The organism is Marinomonas phaeophyticola, from assembly GCF_026966905.1.
GTDB classification, from domain to species: domain Bacteria; phylum Pseudomonadota; class Gammaproteobacteria; order Pseudomonadales; family Marinomonadaceae; genus Marinomonas; species Marinomonas phaeophyticola.
Genome location: NZ_JAPUBN010000018.1, coordinates 159,877 through 176,350 on the forward strand (window position 1 = coordinate 159,877; position 16,474 = coordinate 176,350).

The following is a 16,474-nucleotide window of genomic DNA, read 5'->3' on the forward strand; positions in this document are numbered from 1 at the left end:
CGTTGTTAACGTGAACCAAAAATAGCGGTTCCAATTCTTACCATGGTACTACCAGAAGCGATGGCCGCCTCCATGTCACCAGACATACCAATAGAAAGTGTATCGATATTAGGAAGTTGCGCTTGTAAGCTTTTATACGCTTGCAGCAAGGGTTGATACACTCTTATTTGCTCATCTTCAGAAGATTGTGGCGCAGGGATGGCCATTAACCCTCTCAATTGTAAATTTGGCAAAGAAATCACCAGATCAACCAGTGCTTGTAGTTCCTCTAAATGCACTCCCGATTTTGTCTCTTCACCACTTATGTTTACTTGAATACAAACATTAAGTGGAGCAAGGCTCTCAGGTCTTTGCTCGCTTAACCTGATGGCAATTTTCTCTCGATCAAGGGTGTGTACCCAATCAAGATTTTCAGCGACTAAACGAGATTTATTTGACTGTATTGGCCCGATAAAATGCCACTCAATGTGTTCTAAGTGAGATAAGGCAGCACATTTATCAATGGCTTCTTGTACATAATTCTCACCAAATAAGCGCTGCCCCGACTCATAGGCGGTAATAATATCGGCAATTGGTTTGGTTTTACTGACAGCCAATAAACGGACCGCCCCTAACTCCCTTTGGTATTGAGAGTTTACATCTTCTATTTGTTTACGAACTTGCTCTAAATTGGTTGCGATTCCCATATTGAGTAACTCCGTTTTAAATGACTGATATATAAAGTATTTCACAAAAATAAAGCCTAGTTTGAATGTCTAGGCTTTATTTATAAGTCGGTATGATAGCACTAATATTAAAAGTCGTATAAGTCTGCAGTGGACCCACAATAACGACCATGATATTCAATTTTAAAACCGTCTTCATTACCGTTATTTTTGGCGGCATTGGTCGCGGCTAAAAACATGGGCTCATAGTTAGAATGCTCTGGATAAAAACTGATGCCTAATGATACGCGCGTGTTTTCCGAGAGCTTTGAACGAATTAAATTAATCTGACTCAATAACTTCACCGCAACCGTTTCTGCATCCTCTAAATTTCGAATCCGAATCCCCATGACAAACTCACTTTGAGAAAATCGACCGATAAGATCATTCTCTCGTATGGAACTTCTCATCACTTTAGCTAATTCTAAAATATCAGAATCATCAATATCGTGATTCCGCCAACTGACTTGACCACTGTGAATATTAACGGAAATCAATGCCAATCGTTGAAAGTATCTACGAGCATCTTTCATCATTATGGAGAAATTAGAATTAAAGCGTTTAGGTTGCATTAAACCCGTTAACTCATCTTCATACGTTGAGTTTAGTAATTCCTCTTCCATTTTATCTCGAGAAAATGTCATCAGGATCAAGCTACAAACTGAGTTTAACATGAGCTCAAGAGTATAACGCTGCTCATTTAAATAAGATGAATGGGTGAAAATAATGGCGAACCCAACCACATGATTATTCGTATTTATAATGGGTTTTAGTAAGCAACTATCTAGATTATGCTGACTTAACCACGGCTGCCATACTGTCCAACTATTATTTTCAAGTAAATCTACTTCATGAATGTCAAAGCTTGCCTCCGATTGAAGGTAACAAAGCTCAGCAGGGACACTGACCATCATCTTAGATGGCGTTGCCAATTCATTCACTAAGTCACTTCCAGCATCAATTCGCCAATTACCACCACCTTTATCGCAAGAGACAAAACAAAAATGACTTGGTTGCCCCGCTTTTTGAAAGCATTCTACCATTTCATTTAAAAGGCTTATTTGTGAAGCACCTTGGGTTAACTGCATCATCATTTTTTGGCAATGAGCTTGAATTTCTTCAAAATCCGATTTTTGCTTCTTTAGCAGAGTGAGCTCTGTTTCTAAAGTAGAAATTCTTTCGTGTAGATTATCCAAAATACTATAGTCTATGCTTTATATATCCACATTATCTATATAAGCTGAGAGTATTTCTTGAGATAAAAAATGCCGTCAGCTTATATAGCCCTTGTTCTAAAAAACTTATTAATAATACATATTAAAGTCGTAGATCAATAAGTTATAAATTAGTGTATTTATTCAGTTTACAACACTTTGTTACCGGAAACATACGTTGCTTGCACTTTTCCGATCATTTCATCCCCGAAAAAGGGTGAATTATGGCCCTTTGTTCTTCTGTTTTCAGGCCGCCACTGCCAATGACAAGTACTATCAAACAAGAAGAAGTCCGCAAAACTGCCTTTACTTAATGAACCCGCATCAATGCCAAAGCAGCTCGCAGGCCCTATTGTTAAACAAGACAAAAGCACGCTTAGGTCAATCATGCCATCATCGACTAATTTCATTGCCAAAGGTAATAACACTTCAATATTGGCCATCCCAGGCTCTGTTGCCGCAAAAGGCGCAATTTTCGCCATTTTTTCATGGGGCTGATGATCAGAACAAATCGCCGAAATAACGCCACTTTTAATGCCTTCAATTAGAGTTAAGCGATCATCTTCTGAACGTAAAGGAGGTAATACATGGTAATGGCCATCGAACGCATTCAATACCTGATCCGTTAATAGCAAATTATGCAAGGCCACATCCGCCGTAACATCTAAACCCGACATTCTTGCATCGGCGATCATCTCAATGGATTTGGCGCTAGACAAACGAGCAAAATGCGCTTTCACACCCGTCCGTTCTACCAATATCAGATCTCGAGCTAGGGCAACCGTTTCGGCTATATCGGGAATACCAGCTAAACCATGAGTAATAGAAATCACGCCCTCATGAGCACAGCCACCATCCGCTAGACTTTCTTCATTTGGATGGAAAACCACCAATAAATCATGAGTAGCCGCATACTCTAAGGCTCTTGATAACACTTTTGTACTTTCTAAGGGGTGTCTATGGTTCGACAAGGCAACACAGCCCGCCTCGGTTAAAGACACCATGTTACTTAAGGTTTTGCCCTTTAGTCCTTGAGTCAATGCCCCTAAAGGAAATACATTCGCTTGCCCGGCCATTAAGGCTTTATCTTGAATAAGCGCGGCCACGGCGGGTGTATCAACAATAGGGCTGGTTTCAGGAGAGCACACAACCGTTGTTACTCCACCAGACACGGCAGCACGTGTTTCTGATGCAATTGAACCTTTTTGAGTTAACCCAGGTTCTCTTAATGCGACCCCAAGATCCACCATGCCAGGAATCACCCACAAACCAGTCGCATCTACCACTTCGTCAGCCACAAAGCCTTGAGGGTTCTCCCCAATAGCCAGCACTTTTTCATCTTCAATAAACAAGTCGGTAACGGCATCCAGCCCTTGGCTAGGATCAATAATACGACCATTTTTGATACATAATTTCATATTAGATGTGTTCTCCTGAAGCGGTTTCAGCGACTTTACTTGCCGCTGTTTCTTGGCTTTGTAATTGCCCACTCATTGCCATCGACATCACCGCCATACGCACAGCAATCCCATTGGTAACTTGATTAAGAATCACCGAATGCTCTCCATCAGCCACCTCGGACGCAATTTCTACCCCTCGATTTATTGGACCAGGGTGCATCACAATGACATCCGATTTCGCCCATGCCATGCTTTCTGTGGTCAAACCATACAAACGATAAAACTCACTTTCACTTGGTAGTAATGCACCTTGCATTCTTTCTTTTTGTAAACGCAACATGACAATCACATCCACATCCGTCAACCCGGCTTGTAGATCATGACAAATGGTGACTCCCGTTTCTTCAAAGTAATCTGGTACCAGTGTTTTCGGACCAACGAGGCGAATTTCATCGACGCCTAGAATTGTCAGCGCATGTATTTGTGAACGAGCAACTCGAGAATGTAAAATGTCCCCAACAATCGCGACTTTCAACCCTTCAAAACGCCCTTTATGACGTCTAATCGTCAGCATATCCAGCATCGCTTGCGTTGGGTGAGCGTGTCGACCATCACCGGCATTAATGATCGCCACATTTGGAGTGCAGTGCTGTGCAATAAAATGCGCCGCACCACTGTCCCCATGTCGAACAACAAACATATCACTTTGCATGGCTTCTAAATTTTTTAACGTATCCAGAAGAGATTCGCCCTTAGAGGTAGCAGAAGTAGCAATGTCTAAATTAATAACATCAGCGGAAAGGCGTTTAGCGGCAAGTTCAAAAGTAGTACGGGTTCGAGTGGAGTTTTCAAAGAAGAGGTTAACAACGGTTTTACCGCGTAGGAGGGGGACTTTTTTTACCGATTGCTCTCCCATACTGAGGAAAGAATCGGCTCGATCCAGTATTTCCGTTAAAATCGTTTTATCTAAACCGTCTAAGGTTAAGAAGTGCTTCAGCTGACCCTGTTCATTCAATTGCAATGCTCGTGGTTCGGACTGCATCATTATTTGCTTTCCTCAAACAGTAAGGCGTCATTAATGTCGCCTATCATTATGTAAGATAGGAAAATGCCCAGAGGTATCAAATACGAACTGGGCACCGATTAATAAGCAACAGAAGTAGGCCTCCTATTACCCTATGTTATTCCATGCCTTATTGTCTTACTTGTCTTCATAAAAAGAAAGTAACGGCATCAAAAATTACGTCTCTAGCGTGATTACTGCCAGGTGCATGTAACAAAATTAGCTAGATTCCACCACACTCCCTGTTAAAGGATGAGGCCCTGACAATTTAATTCTTTGTGTTGAGCTTAAACGGATGACTTCTCCTACAGCATCCGCGTGAATGGGTAATTCGGTTTGCTGCAAATCATACAGAATAGCTAACGAAATACTGGCAGGTCTCCCAAAATCAAATATTTCGTTCATCGCTGCACGAATCGTGCGACCAGACATCAACACATCGTCGACTAAAATAACATGTCGATCTTCCGTTGATGGTAATACCGTTTGTTTCACTTTCGGGTGTAGGCCCATACGAGAAAAATCATCTCTGTAGAACGTAATATCTAGCGTAGACAAAGGCTCATCCGTTGGAATGTGTGCAAGTATTTTTTCAGCAACCCACACCCCTCCACTATGAATACCTACCACGATAGGATTGGTGATTGATTTTTTTGGCAATGCTTTACTAAGTTATCGGCTAGTACGGATAAGGCACTATCAACATCCAAATTCATGTATTGGTCTACCTTTATATCAAATAAAATATCTAATCAGTGACGCGACTCATTTCGTTATAGGGTATTTGCAGACTCACCAAACCAAGAGGTTAGGATCATTTGAGCCGCAATACCATCGACAGAGTTCTCTTTAAAGTTACGCGAACCGCCAGACTCAATAACCATTCCTTTCGCTTCATAAGAGGATAACCTTTCATCCATCAAATAGCGTGGTTTACCAAATCGTCCCTGCAGGCGATTAGCGAATTTTTTTGCCCGAAGACACATTTCATTCTCGCTGCCGTCCATATTTAATGGTAAACCGACAACAAAGCCATCTGGCTGCCATTCGGCAACCAGTGCTTCGATGACATCCCAATTAGGGATGCCTTCTTTCGCCTTAATTGGATCTAAAGGCGTCGCTGTACCAAGCCATGTTTGACCAACAGCAACACCAATACGAGTGGTGCCAAAATCAAATCCTAAAAGTGTTTTTGACTCAACAGATATACCCGTATTCTCTGTTTCAGAATGAACCATTAACCATGTCCTACATCAGGTGATAAACGACACATATCAAAACCCAACACTCGCGTGGCGGCTGAAAATTGTAAGTCGCTTGGAGTGTTAAATAATACGTCTAAATCGGCCTCACATACCAGCCATTGATTTTGAGTTATCTCGGCTTCTAATTGACCCGCATCCCATCCGGAACAGCCCAAAGCAATAAGAAACGACTCAGGGCCATGCCCATTTGCTAAATCTTCAATCACAGAAAATGACGCCGACAAGGCCACTTCTGCGGTAACAGGTAATTCATTAGGACAAGGTATCTCTCTCGAATGCAGAATAAAACCTTTTTCTGATTCAACAGGACCACCATGGTAAACAGAGGTATGGGCAATGGTAGGGTCACATACCGCTAACTCTAAATGGGCAGCGAGTTCGGAAAATAAAACCTCAGAAGGTCTATTAATAGTAATACCTAAAGCGCCCTCAGGGGTATGTTCGCATAAATAAATCACCGTCTGTTGAAACTGTGGATCGCTCAACTGAGGCATAGAGATAAGAAAATGATTTTTTAAGGACTCAAACGCAGTTTTCATAGACTAGTACCCTCTCTTAGACAAAAAATGTTAAGCCGCAGTGTGCTGGGCTAAAAGATAGAAGTTTTAATCGTGAAATAAATGAGCTGTGCTTGTGCAATAGTGTTCGTAATAATAATTACGTTAGATTGTCTGGCAAGATAGAGTGTCGAATATTTATAAAATCAATGAAATAACGACATTAATTCTATAAAGATCAAGTTCACCAGCATTATCAGTATAGATAAAATTGAACATTAAACTAGTGCAAATAAAAAATTACTGAATAAGTAACTTTAAAACACTGGTTTCAAACGATACAATCTGTACTAATTTGTTTCTCCTTACTAAAGTGAGGTTATTAACTTAGCATTCTTTTTTTCATAATTAAAAGTAAAAAAATGATATTAACCAAATTTGAATTTTACCAAGAGCAGCAAACGACGGCCAATCGAGTTGATCGTCTACGCTTATCTCAATGGCAAGATCACTACATTGCAGAGACGGTTGATTTACGTTACTTTTTCCATAGCGGCTGGTCATCTTAGTCTCAAAAATGATTAATACAAAACACGACGATCCATAACGTATTTAATTGAGTATACACTCACATTTTAGAGACTATTTTTATATGAAACTTATTGCTGTTGACTACACATCTGCTACCGCAAAAGAAGATTTTGTTCGCTCCCTACATGAAACGGGGTTCGGCGTACTAAAAAACCACCCTATTTCTAAACATCTCGTCAGCCAAATCTATACCGATTGGCAAACATTTTTCGATTCACCAGAGAAACACAACTACCTTTATAACAAAGACAAACAAGACGGTTACTTTCCTCCAACCGTTTCCGAAACCGCGAAAGGCAGCACCAAAAAAGACATAAAAGAATATTTTCACTACTATCCTTGGGGACAGTGTCCTGATCAACATAAAGCCTTGCTGGCGCAATATTATCAAGAGTCTAACTCTCTAGCCGCTGAACTGCTTGCATGGGTAGAGCAGTGTACACCACCAAAAGTGGCATCACTTTATTCTCAACCGTTATCTAGCATGATAGAACAATCAGACCAGACCCTATTAAGAGTATTGCACTATCCACCTTTGAAAGGCGATGAAGAATTGGGCGCAATACGAGCAGGAGCCCACGAAGACATCAATTTATTGACAATTTTACCTTCAGCGAATGAGCCTGGTTTACAGGTAAAAGCCAAAGATGGCAGTTGGATGGACGTTCCTTGTGATTTCGGGACACTCATAGTGAATATCGGTGATATGTTGCAAGAAGCCTCTGGTGGCTACTTTCCATCAACCTCCCATCGCGTCATCAACCCTGATGGAGCGGACAAAACCAAATCTCGTATTTCCTTACCTTTATTTTTACACCCTAAACCTGAAGTCGTGCTTTCAGAACGCCATACGGCTGGCTCCTATTTGCATGAACGTTTAGTCGAATTAGGTGTTATCTAACCAAGCTGAAAAAAGTAACGATCACAAAAAAGGGGCCGTTAAGCCCCTTTTTTCTTCTTGAAATAAATTACAGATCGATACCTTTCGATTGCAAGAATTCATTAATCTCAATGATTTTACCCGTATTCACAGACTCTTCCGCCGCGCTACCCACAACAATTGACCAGAAACCTTCCTCAACCGTTGCACTATTGGTTTTCTTACCTGCCATTTGATCCGCAAAGGCGATATGTTCAAACCAAGTTGCACCGTTATGACCTGAATCTTCGATCAGTTTAGGGTAACTTGGCTTAGATGTCTTAGATGGGCGATATTGACCACAGAACACTTCCATTTCTGTTCTTAAGCGTTCGCTCTCGCCGAAATCTTCCATTTCTGCCGCCTTCACGCGACCTTCATCACCACAAATCACTACTTCTTCATGAAACATAGGTGCAAACATGCATAGATTAAAACCGGCGCGCACACCGTTTTCATATTCAACAGTCACAAAAGCGCTATCCAAAATATCAGACTTCTCACCTTTAAATTCAAACCCAATGAAATTAGTAGACTGAGAACCCGTTGCATGAACACGTACTGGACGCGACTGGGCAAATAAATTCAATAAATCAAAATAATGACAGCACTTCTCGACCAAGGTACCGCCAGAATATTTAGAAAATTTATTCCATTGGTTCACTTTATCCAAGAATGGAATGCGATGCTCCATGATGTTAATCATTTTTACATCACCCACAGCACGACGTTCTAATACTTCATGAATGGCTTCAGCATAAATGGATTTGTAACGATATTGCAGACCAATTTGCAGAACAGAATCGTATTCTTTCGCCATTTTGGTGATTTCATAAGCGTCTTCTAGCTTAGTCGCCATTGGCTTTTCCATGAAAATGGGCTTACCCGATTTAATCGCCACTTTCAAAATATCTAAATGGGTATAATTTGGAGTACAAATCATAATTCCATCAATTTCAGGATCATTACAAGCGGCTTCCAAGCTATCATACACAATAAAATCTTCATCAGTGACTTTAGCAAACTCCTCTCGCGCCACTTTAATACTGCGTTCATTGGTATCAAAGACACCGTGTATTGAGGTACGACCCACGCGAGTGGCGACTCGCATGTGTTCCATTCCAATCATGCCACAACCAATTAAACTTACTCGAAAATCAGCCGGTGCTTTGGCAAAAAAATGACGCTCTTCTTCGTTTAAGTAATGAAATGCAGGGCCTGAGTAACTGAATAATTGGCCGTTGATTTTTTCTTTGCTCATGATGATTCCTGATTAACATAAATAATGGATCGTATTAATGGGCTAACAATAGGAAAAGTCTCTCATTATGTCTAATATATCTTTCAGCATAGCTTAATATAAAAAACATATTAAGCGCGCATCCACTTGCCTACTATTATCTAAGCTTACTAAACCACGTCTCTTTCCCCATAAAAGCACGGCTTTTGGCCGTCGTTGATAAGCACCTAGAATCATTAGACCATTACACACCTACGCCACAACATCAAAAGCATGACAAGAAAACCAAGGGGATTTTTTTGAATGCTAGGGACAACAGATTCTGTCAATATTTGCTTGATACTGGCTTCAATTTTAGCTGGAATCGATCCCATTTCAGAACCTCGGTAAACGAGATAGAGGGTACGAGCATGTCGACTGGAATCCAGTTCAAAAAGGTGCACTTGATCGAGACTATGAATACTTTGTGCGACACACAATGAACTTAAAATCCCCCATCCATGACCATCTCTAACGAAATTCATTAAGGTGTGAGTGTCATCCGTTTCAAACCGAACGTCTGTCATCAAGTTCATCCGTCTAAGAGCGAGCTCACTTAACGTCCCAATACTGGTATTTTTACCAAACTTAATAAGTGGCTTATTTTTAGCCAATGTGTGTACATTCACTCGCCCCTTAGCATCAAACGCTAAGGTTTTTAGATAATTTTCAGGAACCGCAATAACTAAAGGGTCACGAAACAGCTCCCATTGACTATAGGCATCCAATTCCAATAACGGATCATCTGAAACTAGAATATCGATATCTCGATTCAACAATTGTTCGACCAAAGTAGATGTATTGCCACTTTTCAACATGATTTGCTCTGTGGTTTCACACAACTCTGTTATCAGCAAACTACCGAACACTTCTGAGCATGAGGTCACCAGTCCCAGACGACACTGAAGTGCTCTTTGATTGGATGCATCACGCACTAAGCCATTCAGTCGTGTTAACTCGCCAATAATGACATCCGCCTTTTGCTTCAATGCTCTTCCCGCCATGGTCAGTTGCACCGGCTTTTTACGTCTAACAATAAGCTCAGTACCAAGTTGACTCTCCAGCTGGCGCAGACACTGGGAAATCGCTGGTTGAGTCACTTTTAACTTCTGCGCAGCTTCAGTAATGGAATTTGACTCCGCTAAAATCACAAAAGTATGTAACTGGTTCGTATCTAAAAGGGCATGGCTAGTCATAAATTAATCTTATGAAAATAATTAAATTCACTTAATTATAAACAAAAAAATAGAATTTTTTATAAAAACCTAGAAAATCCTTGATAGCGTCATTTAACAACACTAAACAGCGTAACTTTTAACGCGCAGGCGAGGCAGATATGATTTTTCCACAATATGATGGTGGCTGTGGCTGGTACGAAGTATTACCAAAACCAGAAGAAGTCACCCCACTCACTTCGGATTTGACCGTGCATACCGCAATAATTGGTGGGGGATTTGTCGGTATGGCTGCCGCCCACAGATTGGCGGAACTCTTACCTGATAAGCAATTCGTTTTACTTGATGCTCTTAGAATAGGACAAGGTGCATCTGGCCGGAACTCGGGCTTTGTCATTGACCAACCACATAAACGTGACCTTGAATTATCATCAGATGAAAATAAGCGTCACCTGCTGCATTTAAACCGTCTTGCGATTCAGTTTTTAGAGCAAAAAATTGCCGCATTCCAAATTGATTGCCAATGGTCAAGGGCTGGAAAATATCAAGGTGCCGTCGGACCTCGAGGGGAAGCCTTTTTAGATCATTATGAAACACTGTTAAAAGGCTTTGGAGAGAATTATTCCCGTTTAAGTAAGCAGGAAAGAGAATCCACCTTTGGCACAAGCTATTATTCCGAAGCCATCTACACACCGGGTGGGACCTTAATGCAGCCGGCAGCCTTAATGCGGGGCTTAGCGAAAAATCTACCAGAAAATGTTCGTTTAGCTGAGCATACACCGGTGTCAGAAATAAATAAGGAAGCATCTGGCTATATACTGATCACCCCAAACGGTCGTGTTCGTTGTCAGAAAGTAATCCTCGCGAATAATATTTTTGCGCAAGAATTTGGTTTCCTGAAAGATCGCATTTTACCTATTATGACGTTCGCTAGTATGACAGCACCTTTAACAGATACCCAGATGCAAGCCTACGGCGGCCAGTTAGACTGGGGAATTACGCCTGCCGATCATGGGGGAACCACATTACGCATGACTCAAGACAAGCGCATTATTATTCGTAATTCATACCGATATGCTCATGACTACAATACACCTCAAGATATTTTACCGACAGTAAAACAACGTCATAGAAAAAGTTTCGATGCTCGTTACCCTCATCTAAAGGAGGTTGCTTTCGCCTATACTTGGGGTGGAGCCAGTGCTCTATCTCGTAATTTTGAAACCTTCTTTGGCGAGCTACAGGATGGTATTTTTAGTGCAAATTGCGACCAGAGCGTGGGAGCAGCAAGAGGCACTGTCTCAGGTCTTATGCTAGCGGAAAAAGTAGCGGCGACTAACAGCCCAGATTTGGCCATTATAGAAAAGGTGTCAGGAAACCCATCTAAGTTGCCACCAAAAGCGTTAATGAGAATTGGCGTACCAGCACGATTAGAGTATGAACGTTTCATCAGTCGCTCCGAGTTTTAAAACCGCCCATTTCCTCTTTGTTACAAAAAAGTAGGTTAGTCAACTAGCCTGCTTTTTTGCCCTTCTATATATAACAATCAAAGCACACTTGATGTAACCCATTATGTTAAGCCACGTACACACAACACAGAATAAAACGATGGGAAAGTAATAAGGAAAGGGAGGAATAAAATCAGGACAACTAGACAACTAGGGAGATACTGAAAAATGACTCAATTTGAACGAGATTAAACCACAGTATAAGCCGATCAAATTGAGTCTAATTACTACTTTTCTGCTAACAGCTCTTTCCAGTTACCCGGGTAGACAGCGTAAAAAATACTCGCTTTTTCGCCTTCATAACAGAGCTCAGTTCCATTTGGAATCCAGAGGACATCCCCTGCCTTTCCTTCCACTGGGCCAGCGTTTGTTTGCAACCTAAAAACGCCATCGATGACATAAACTACTTCATCGTATAAAACAGTCCAAGCAACAGAGCAAGCATCAAAATGCGCGATTCCAGCCCCCATACTCGAACTCATTTCTGTTGACACAGCACGTCCGACTTGAGCCATCCCAGGAGGCCCTCCTCGATGGTTAAACTGAATGTTTTCTCCTTTGATTAAGGTCACTTTACTCATAAAAACTCTCTTTATTGCTCTATATTAAGAAACCGACGACGATCTATTTTCAGCGACTCTATCTAACCATTGCTGCCGCTCAGAGGTTACGTTTCCAGCTAAGGCGAACCCCATCACTTTGTCATCAACAAGATACAAAGCACGTATACCATTACCCTCTTTTGTTACTTGCCAGTGACCTTGAGTATGTATCGGAGGCGTCAATAAGGTTAGTGGCAAAACCGGCGTTTTCACCATTACTGGCATCAGTGGATACTGAGCCATAGTTGGCTTAGCCAATAAACAATTTGCCAATGCACGGATGCCATAGTTGATAGGTGCAATATAAGGGAGTACTTGCCCTTGTATCTCGGCACAATCACCAATCGCATAAACATCTGGAACACTTGTTCTCAAGCCGCCATTGACAATAATCCCCAGATTACAATCAATACCAGCACTTTGCGCCAATTGAGTCCGTGCTTTTAAACCCACCGCCGACATAATAAAATCCGTTGTCAGGGTTTCACCATTAGTCAAGGTTAATAGGTAGCCTTGCCCCTTCCTCTCAATTCTTTCAACGCTGGTGTTCAGGTACCAATCGGTTCCAATTTCGCTTAAATTTGCTTGTAGTTGTTCCCCAATGTCCTTTGGAATCAGTCGATCCATAGGCCAGTCTGATAACCCCACTACCGACACCTTGTAGCCATTTGCGCACAGGTCATTCGCAAATTCACATCCAATTAGGCCATTTCCAATAACAGTAATGTGTTTTTTATCTGCAATGGCTTCTCTAAAGTGATGGTAATCAAGCAAGTTATTAACACTCATCACATCACCACTGGCATCACCTTGAAAAGAGAGCTGTATGGGTTGAGCACCTTGAGCTAACACTAGCTTGCTGTAGGTTTGCTCTCCATAACGACTGGTCACCAACTTCTTCTGAGTATCGATATGGGTAATCTGACAGTGACCATAAATACGTACATTTAAACGCGCTTCTACTTGCAACAGAGTTTCTGTTATCAGCCCTTTTGCATCAAGCCCACGTGCAAAAGCGTTTGAAAGCCCAGGTTTCGAATAATTGCTGCCGTCATCCGTTGTAAATAAAACAATATTCGCATCTGGAGAGCGTTCACGAATGGCTTGAGCCAAGTTATAACCGGCATAACCCGTACCAATAATTACGATAGGAGGTGTCGCTAGAGGCAAATTCACCGGTATTGATGACTCAGCCTGCGTATGACTTACTTCTATCATCTCAAAATCGGCTTTACCTACACCGCATTCTGGGCACAACCAATCATCAGGAATATCCTGCCAGCGAGTACCTGGTGCAATTCCATCCGATGGCCAACCTTTGGCTTCGTCATAGATCCAACCACAAATAATACATAGCCACTTTTTCATGTCTCTCTCCTAATGCTCAGCAAGAACAACTCACAGCGTCGTTATCGATTCTCAGCCGTGACTCGTATCGCCACATTTTTTGTATTTACATAGCTATAAAGCGCTTCCTGACCCTTTTCACGGCCAAATCCAGATAAACCAATGCCTCCAAATGGTGTTTCAATACCTCCGGCATACCATTCATTAACGAATACCTGACCCGCTTTTAATGCTCGACTAGCGCGTATCGCACGAGTTAAGTCATGCGTAAACACACCGGCAACCAATCCAAATTGAGTTGCATTTGCGAGCTGCCATGCCTCTTCTTCACTTTCAAAAGGAGTAATAGCCAATACTGGACCAAATACTTCGTCTGTAAACAGGCTCATATCAGGCGTCACATCAGCAAACACGGTGGCTTCTACAAAATAACCCGCACGGTCAGGAGCCTTACCACCGCAAACAAGGCGAGCACCTTGAGTTTCAGCCTGCTGACATATGTCCAGTATTTGCTGCTGCTGTTGTAATGACACTACAGGCGTTAAATCGGCATTATCCATGCCGGCACCGACAGATAAATCTTGTGCCAATGCGGCTACTTTCTCTACCACTTCAGCGTAACGGTCTTTATGCACCAATAAACGCGACATAGCAGAACACACTTGTCCGGCATTAAAAAAGATGCCCCAACGAACACTTTCCAGCACTTCATCAATGTCCGCATCTTGAAAGACGACAGCCGCCGATTTTCCACCTAACTCCATAACACTCGGAGTGGCATGTTCCGCAGCCGCTTTTAAAATACTCTGCCCTGTTGCCACTGAACCAGTAAAGACAATTTGATTGACTTGCGGATGCGCTACCAAGGCAGCTCCAATTTCCCTTCCCGGACCACTCAAAATACTTAACGCGCCATTCGGTAATCCAGCACGAGTGCACGCTGTTGCCAGCCAAGTCATCGCTAAAGGCGTAATTTCAGGCGATTTTACAATCACCGCATTACCAGCCGCTAACGCAGGAGCCAATGAACGAGCACAAATATCCACGGGGAAATTCCATGGAACAATTTGAGCCGAGATGCCAACAGGCTCATAGTAGGTAAAATCAACATAATCTTTACCTAAGGGAATCGACTTACCTTCAATTTTGTCCGCCATTCCCGCGTAATACTCAAAGTAACGAGCAGCAATCAAAAACTCTTCTTTTGCATCACTCAAAGACTTTCCATTCTCTTGACACAGCAATGGTGCGGCTTCTTCTGCAATTAGACGAATCTCTGTCGCAATCCGGTACATTAATTCAGCCCGTTGAGCCGGTCGGCAGTCCGTCAATACGCCAGATTCCACACACGCTCTCGCGGCGGAAATAGCACGTTCAACATCGCTTTTTGTCGCACACGCTATCGTAGCGAATACTTCCCCTGTGGCCGGATTATAGATTTGAGTGCTTTCTTTCGCATCCACCCATTCGCCGGCGATAAAGTTATGCCAATGTGTATTTGTAGTCGTCATAATATGTTCACCCCTAGGGATTTTGGGGTGAACATCACCCCAATACGCTCTGAATTGTTAAGAAGATTTTTCGCTGCTGTTCAAATATTGATTAGAGATCCATTGATGGAAGTGGTGGGTAGGCCCATCTAGCACAGGAGAAAAAACGCCCCCTTGGAAAGCGGGTGATTTACGCCCATTTTGCATACCTTCTACAGCAAAAATATCTTCTTGGAAGACGACTTTCCAACTTTCTAAGACAGCGGTTCGACAAGCCGCATACTTGTCTCCAATAGCCTCATCACCAACATAAGCTAGCTCCAGTTTTTCCAGTGTTTTATTGTGCGCTTGAGGGTGCAAGATAATTGAAAATACGTGGTCAGCTTGCACTCCCAGTAGGATATTTGGATACAGAGACACGTACTCAGCTTGACGAATTTTATCCTGCGGCCAATCTTTAAACTGAGGCAGACTGGTGCCAGCCACATCAGACAAACTGTAGGTGTAGCTGCCCTGCCCTGATGCATCATCATTAACAATCAAATTATAATGCTGATCTAAAGGAGAATATGAGTTCAAACTTGGGTGTACCCATGGCAAGTGGTATGACTCACAATAGTTTTCAACGGCTAATTTCCAATTTGAATTCACCGTTAATGCCATAGTGCTTCCTGTTGGAGCAACTCTTACTTGATCAAATCCACCCGCCCCAGTAAATGCCTCCCAACGGCTTACAAGCGGTTGAATAAAGTCTTCAAAATCAACGGCATCACCAGATAGATTAATAAAAACAATACCATTCCAAACCGCAGCACGGATTTCTTTTAATCCATGTTTTTCACATACAAAACCTTCCGCTTTATGCTTACCTACGCCGCCAATATGAGGCGTTCCTTTAAGGTTACCGTCGAGATCATATGTCCAAGAATGGTAAGGACAACGAACCATACCTTCTACTTCTGTTTCTTCTCTCAATAACACCATACCGCGGTGGCTACAAATATTATGAAATACTTTTAGTTCACCGGATCGATTGCGCATAACAGCCAAAGGCAATCCCATAAAATCGACAGGTTTAGCAAAACCATTTTTTGGAAGCTCACTGGCAAATACCAAACCTGCCCAAGTCTTTCCAAGTACTTGATCTCTCTCAAACTCAAATAATTGAGGATCATCGTACGCTGCGTTGGGCATGCCTTTGGCTTGATGAATGGGTTGATGGACAGCATTTAGATCGGCAACTGAAATACGGTTTTGCTGAATTGTTTTCACCTTGACACCTCGAGTAAATAGGCGCTTTGCAAGAGCGCGTTTGTTATTGTTTTACAGGTCTGTTTACGAGGTAAATATTACTGACGAAAAAGCATCCTCAACAAACGACTTTTACGCTAGAAACCCATGACAAAAACTCATCAACTTT

Annotated in this window: 16 protein-coding genes; 3 read left to right on the forward strand and 13 right to left on the reverse strand. The window is 42.1% G+C overall.

All coding sequences use genetic code 11. From position 1 onward, the window contains the following. Positions 1–5: 5 nt before the first annotated feature. The 7 genes from O1D97_RS13625 to O1D97_RS13655 all read right to left on the reverse strand — a co-directional run bounded on the left by O1D97_RS13625 (position 6) and on the right by O1D97_RS13655 (position 6,185). The gene (locus O1D97_RS13625; protein WP_269126550.1) at positions 6–686 is read right to left on the reverse strand and encodes a YggS family pyridoxal phosphate-dependent enzyme; all 681 of its coding nucleotides are present in this window, start codon (positions 684–686) and stop codon (positions 6–8) included. Positions 687–793: 107 nt separating this feature from the next. Further along, positions 794–1,900 carry a GGDEF domain-containing protein gene (locus O1D97_RS13630; protein WP_269126389.1) on the reverse strand — a complete coding sequence of 369 codons (1,107 nt, stop codon included), beginning with the start codon at positions 1,898–1,900 and terminating at the stop codon, positions 794–796. A gap of 167 nt (positions 1,901–2,067) precedes the next feature. Continuing rightward, positions 2,068–3,336, reverse strand: coding sequence for a dihydroorotase (locus O1D97_RS13635; protein WP_269126391.1), 1,269 nt, complete (start codon positions 3,334–3,336; stop codon positions 2,068–2,070). A 1-nt stretch (position 3,337) separates the two neighbouring features. Next, positions 3,338–4,363, reverse strand: a complete 1,026-nt coding sequence (locus O1D97_RS13640; RefSeq protein ID WP_269126393.1) for an aspartate carbamoyltransferase catalytic subunit — start codon at positions 4,361–4,363, stop codon at positions 3,338–3,340. Positions 4,364–4,600: 237 nt separating this feature from the next. Continuing rightward, positions 4,601–5,041, reverse strand: coding sequence for a bifunctional pyr operon transcriptional regulator/uracil phosphoribosyltransferase PyrR (pyrR, locus tag O1D97_RS13645; protein ID WP_269126395.1), 441 nt, complete (start codon positions 5,039–5,041; stop codon positions 4,601–4,603). A 113-nt stretch (positions 5,042–5,154) separates the two neighbouring features. Then, positions 5,155–5,619, reverse strand: coding sequence for a Holliday junction resolvase RuvX (gene ruvX, locus O1D97_RS13650; RefSeq protein ID WP_269126396.1), 465 nt, complete (start codon positions 5,617–5,619; stop codon positions 5,155–5,157). Then, positions 5,619–6,185: a YqgE/AlgH family protein gene (locus tag O1D97_RS13655; RefSeq protein WP_269126397.1), complete on the reverse strand. Its 567-nt coding sequence runs from the start codon at positions 6,183–6,185 to the stop codon at positions 5,619–5,621. The genes ruvX and O1D97_RS13655 overlap by 1 nt, the downstream gene beginning before the upstream one ends. A gap of 380 nt (positions 6,186–6,565) precedes the next feature. On the opposite strand from O1D97_RS13655, the gene O1D97_RS13660 reads away from it, so the two are divergent. Together O1D97_RS13660 and O1D97_RS13665 are read left to right on the forward strand one after the other, a co-directional pair. Further along, positions 6,566–6,712, forward strand: a complete 147-nt coding sequence (locus O1D97_RS13660; protein ID WP_269126399.1) for a hypothetical protein — start codon at positions 6,566–6,568, stop codon at positions 6,710–6,712. A gap of 83 nt (positions 6,713–6,795) precedes the next feature. Then, entirely contained in the window at positions 6,796–7,635 is an 840-nt protein-coding gene (locus O1D97_RS13665) for a 2OG-Fe(II) oxygenase family protein (protein ID WP_269126401.1), read from the forward strand. Positions 7,636–7,702: 67 nt separating this feature from the next. Here the strand turns inward: O1D97_RS13665 and O1D97_RS13670 are convergent, their stop codons facing one another. Continuing rightward, positions 7,703–8,914, reverse strand: a complete 1,212-nt coding sequence (locus O1D97_RS13670; RefSeq protein WP_269126403.1) for a Gfo/Idh/MocA family protein — start codon at positions 8,912–8,914, stop codon at positions 7,703–7,705. Between the two features lie 215 nt (positions 8,915–9,129). Further along, positions 9,130–10,128, reverse strand: a complete 999-nt coding sequence (locus O1D97_RS13675) for a LysR family transcriptional regulator (protein WP_269126405.1) — start codon at positions 10,126–10,128, stop codon at positions 9,130–9,132. Positions 10,129–10,268: 140 nt separating this feature from the next. Between O1D97_RS13675 and O1D97_RS13680 the strand changes: the two genes are divergently transcribed. Then, positions 10,269–11,576 (forward strand): NAD(P)/FAD-dependent oxidoreductase, encoded by a 1,308-nt coding sequence (locus O1D97_RS13680; protein WP_269126406.1) that lies wholly within the window; start codon positions 10,269–10,271, stop codon positions 11,574–11,576. Between the two features lie 266 nt (positions 11,577–11,842). On the opposite strand, the gene O1D97_RS13685 is transcribed toward O1D97_RS13680, so the two are convergent. Genes O1D97_RS13685 through O1D97_RS13705 form a run of 4 tightly spaced genes read right to left on the reverse strand, consistent with a single transcriptional unit; the run spans position 11,843 to position 16,326 of the window. Continuing rightward, complete coding sequence (locus O1D97_RS13685; protein WP_269126407.1) at positions 11,843–12,196, reverse strand: cupin domain-containing protein; 354 nt, start codon at positions 12,194–12,196, stop codon at positions 11,843–11,845. A 24-nt stretch (positions 12,197–12,220) separates the two neighbouring features. Continuing rightward, the gene (locus tag O1D97_RS13690; RefSeq protein WP_428981128.1) at positions 12,221–13,585 is read right to left on the reverse strand and encodes an FAD-dependent oxidoreductase; all 1,365 of its coding nucleotides are present in this window, start codon (positions 13,583–13,585) and stop codon (positions 12,221–12,223) included. A gap of 41 nt (positions 13,586–13,626) precedes the next feature. After that, positions 13,627–15,075: an aldehyde dehydrogenase family protein gene (locus O1D97_RS13700; protein ID WP_269126408.1), complete on the reverse strand. Its 1,449-nt coding sequence runs from the start codon at positions 15,073–15,075 to the stop codon at positions 13,627–13,629. A gap of 57 nt (positions 15,076–15,132) precedes the next feature. Continuing rightward, positions 15,133–16,326 (reverse strand): aromatic ring-hydroxylating oxygenase subunit alpha, encoded by a 1,194-nt coding sequence (locus tag O1D97_RS13705; protein ID WP_269126410.1) that lies wholly within the window; start codon positions 16,324–16,326, stop codon positions 15,133–15,135. Positions 16,327–16,474 lie beyond the last annotated feature (148 nt).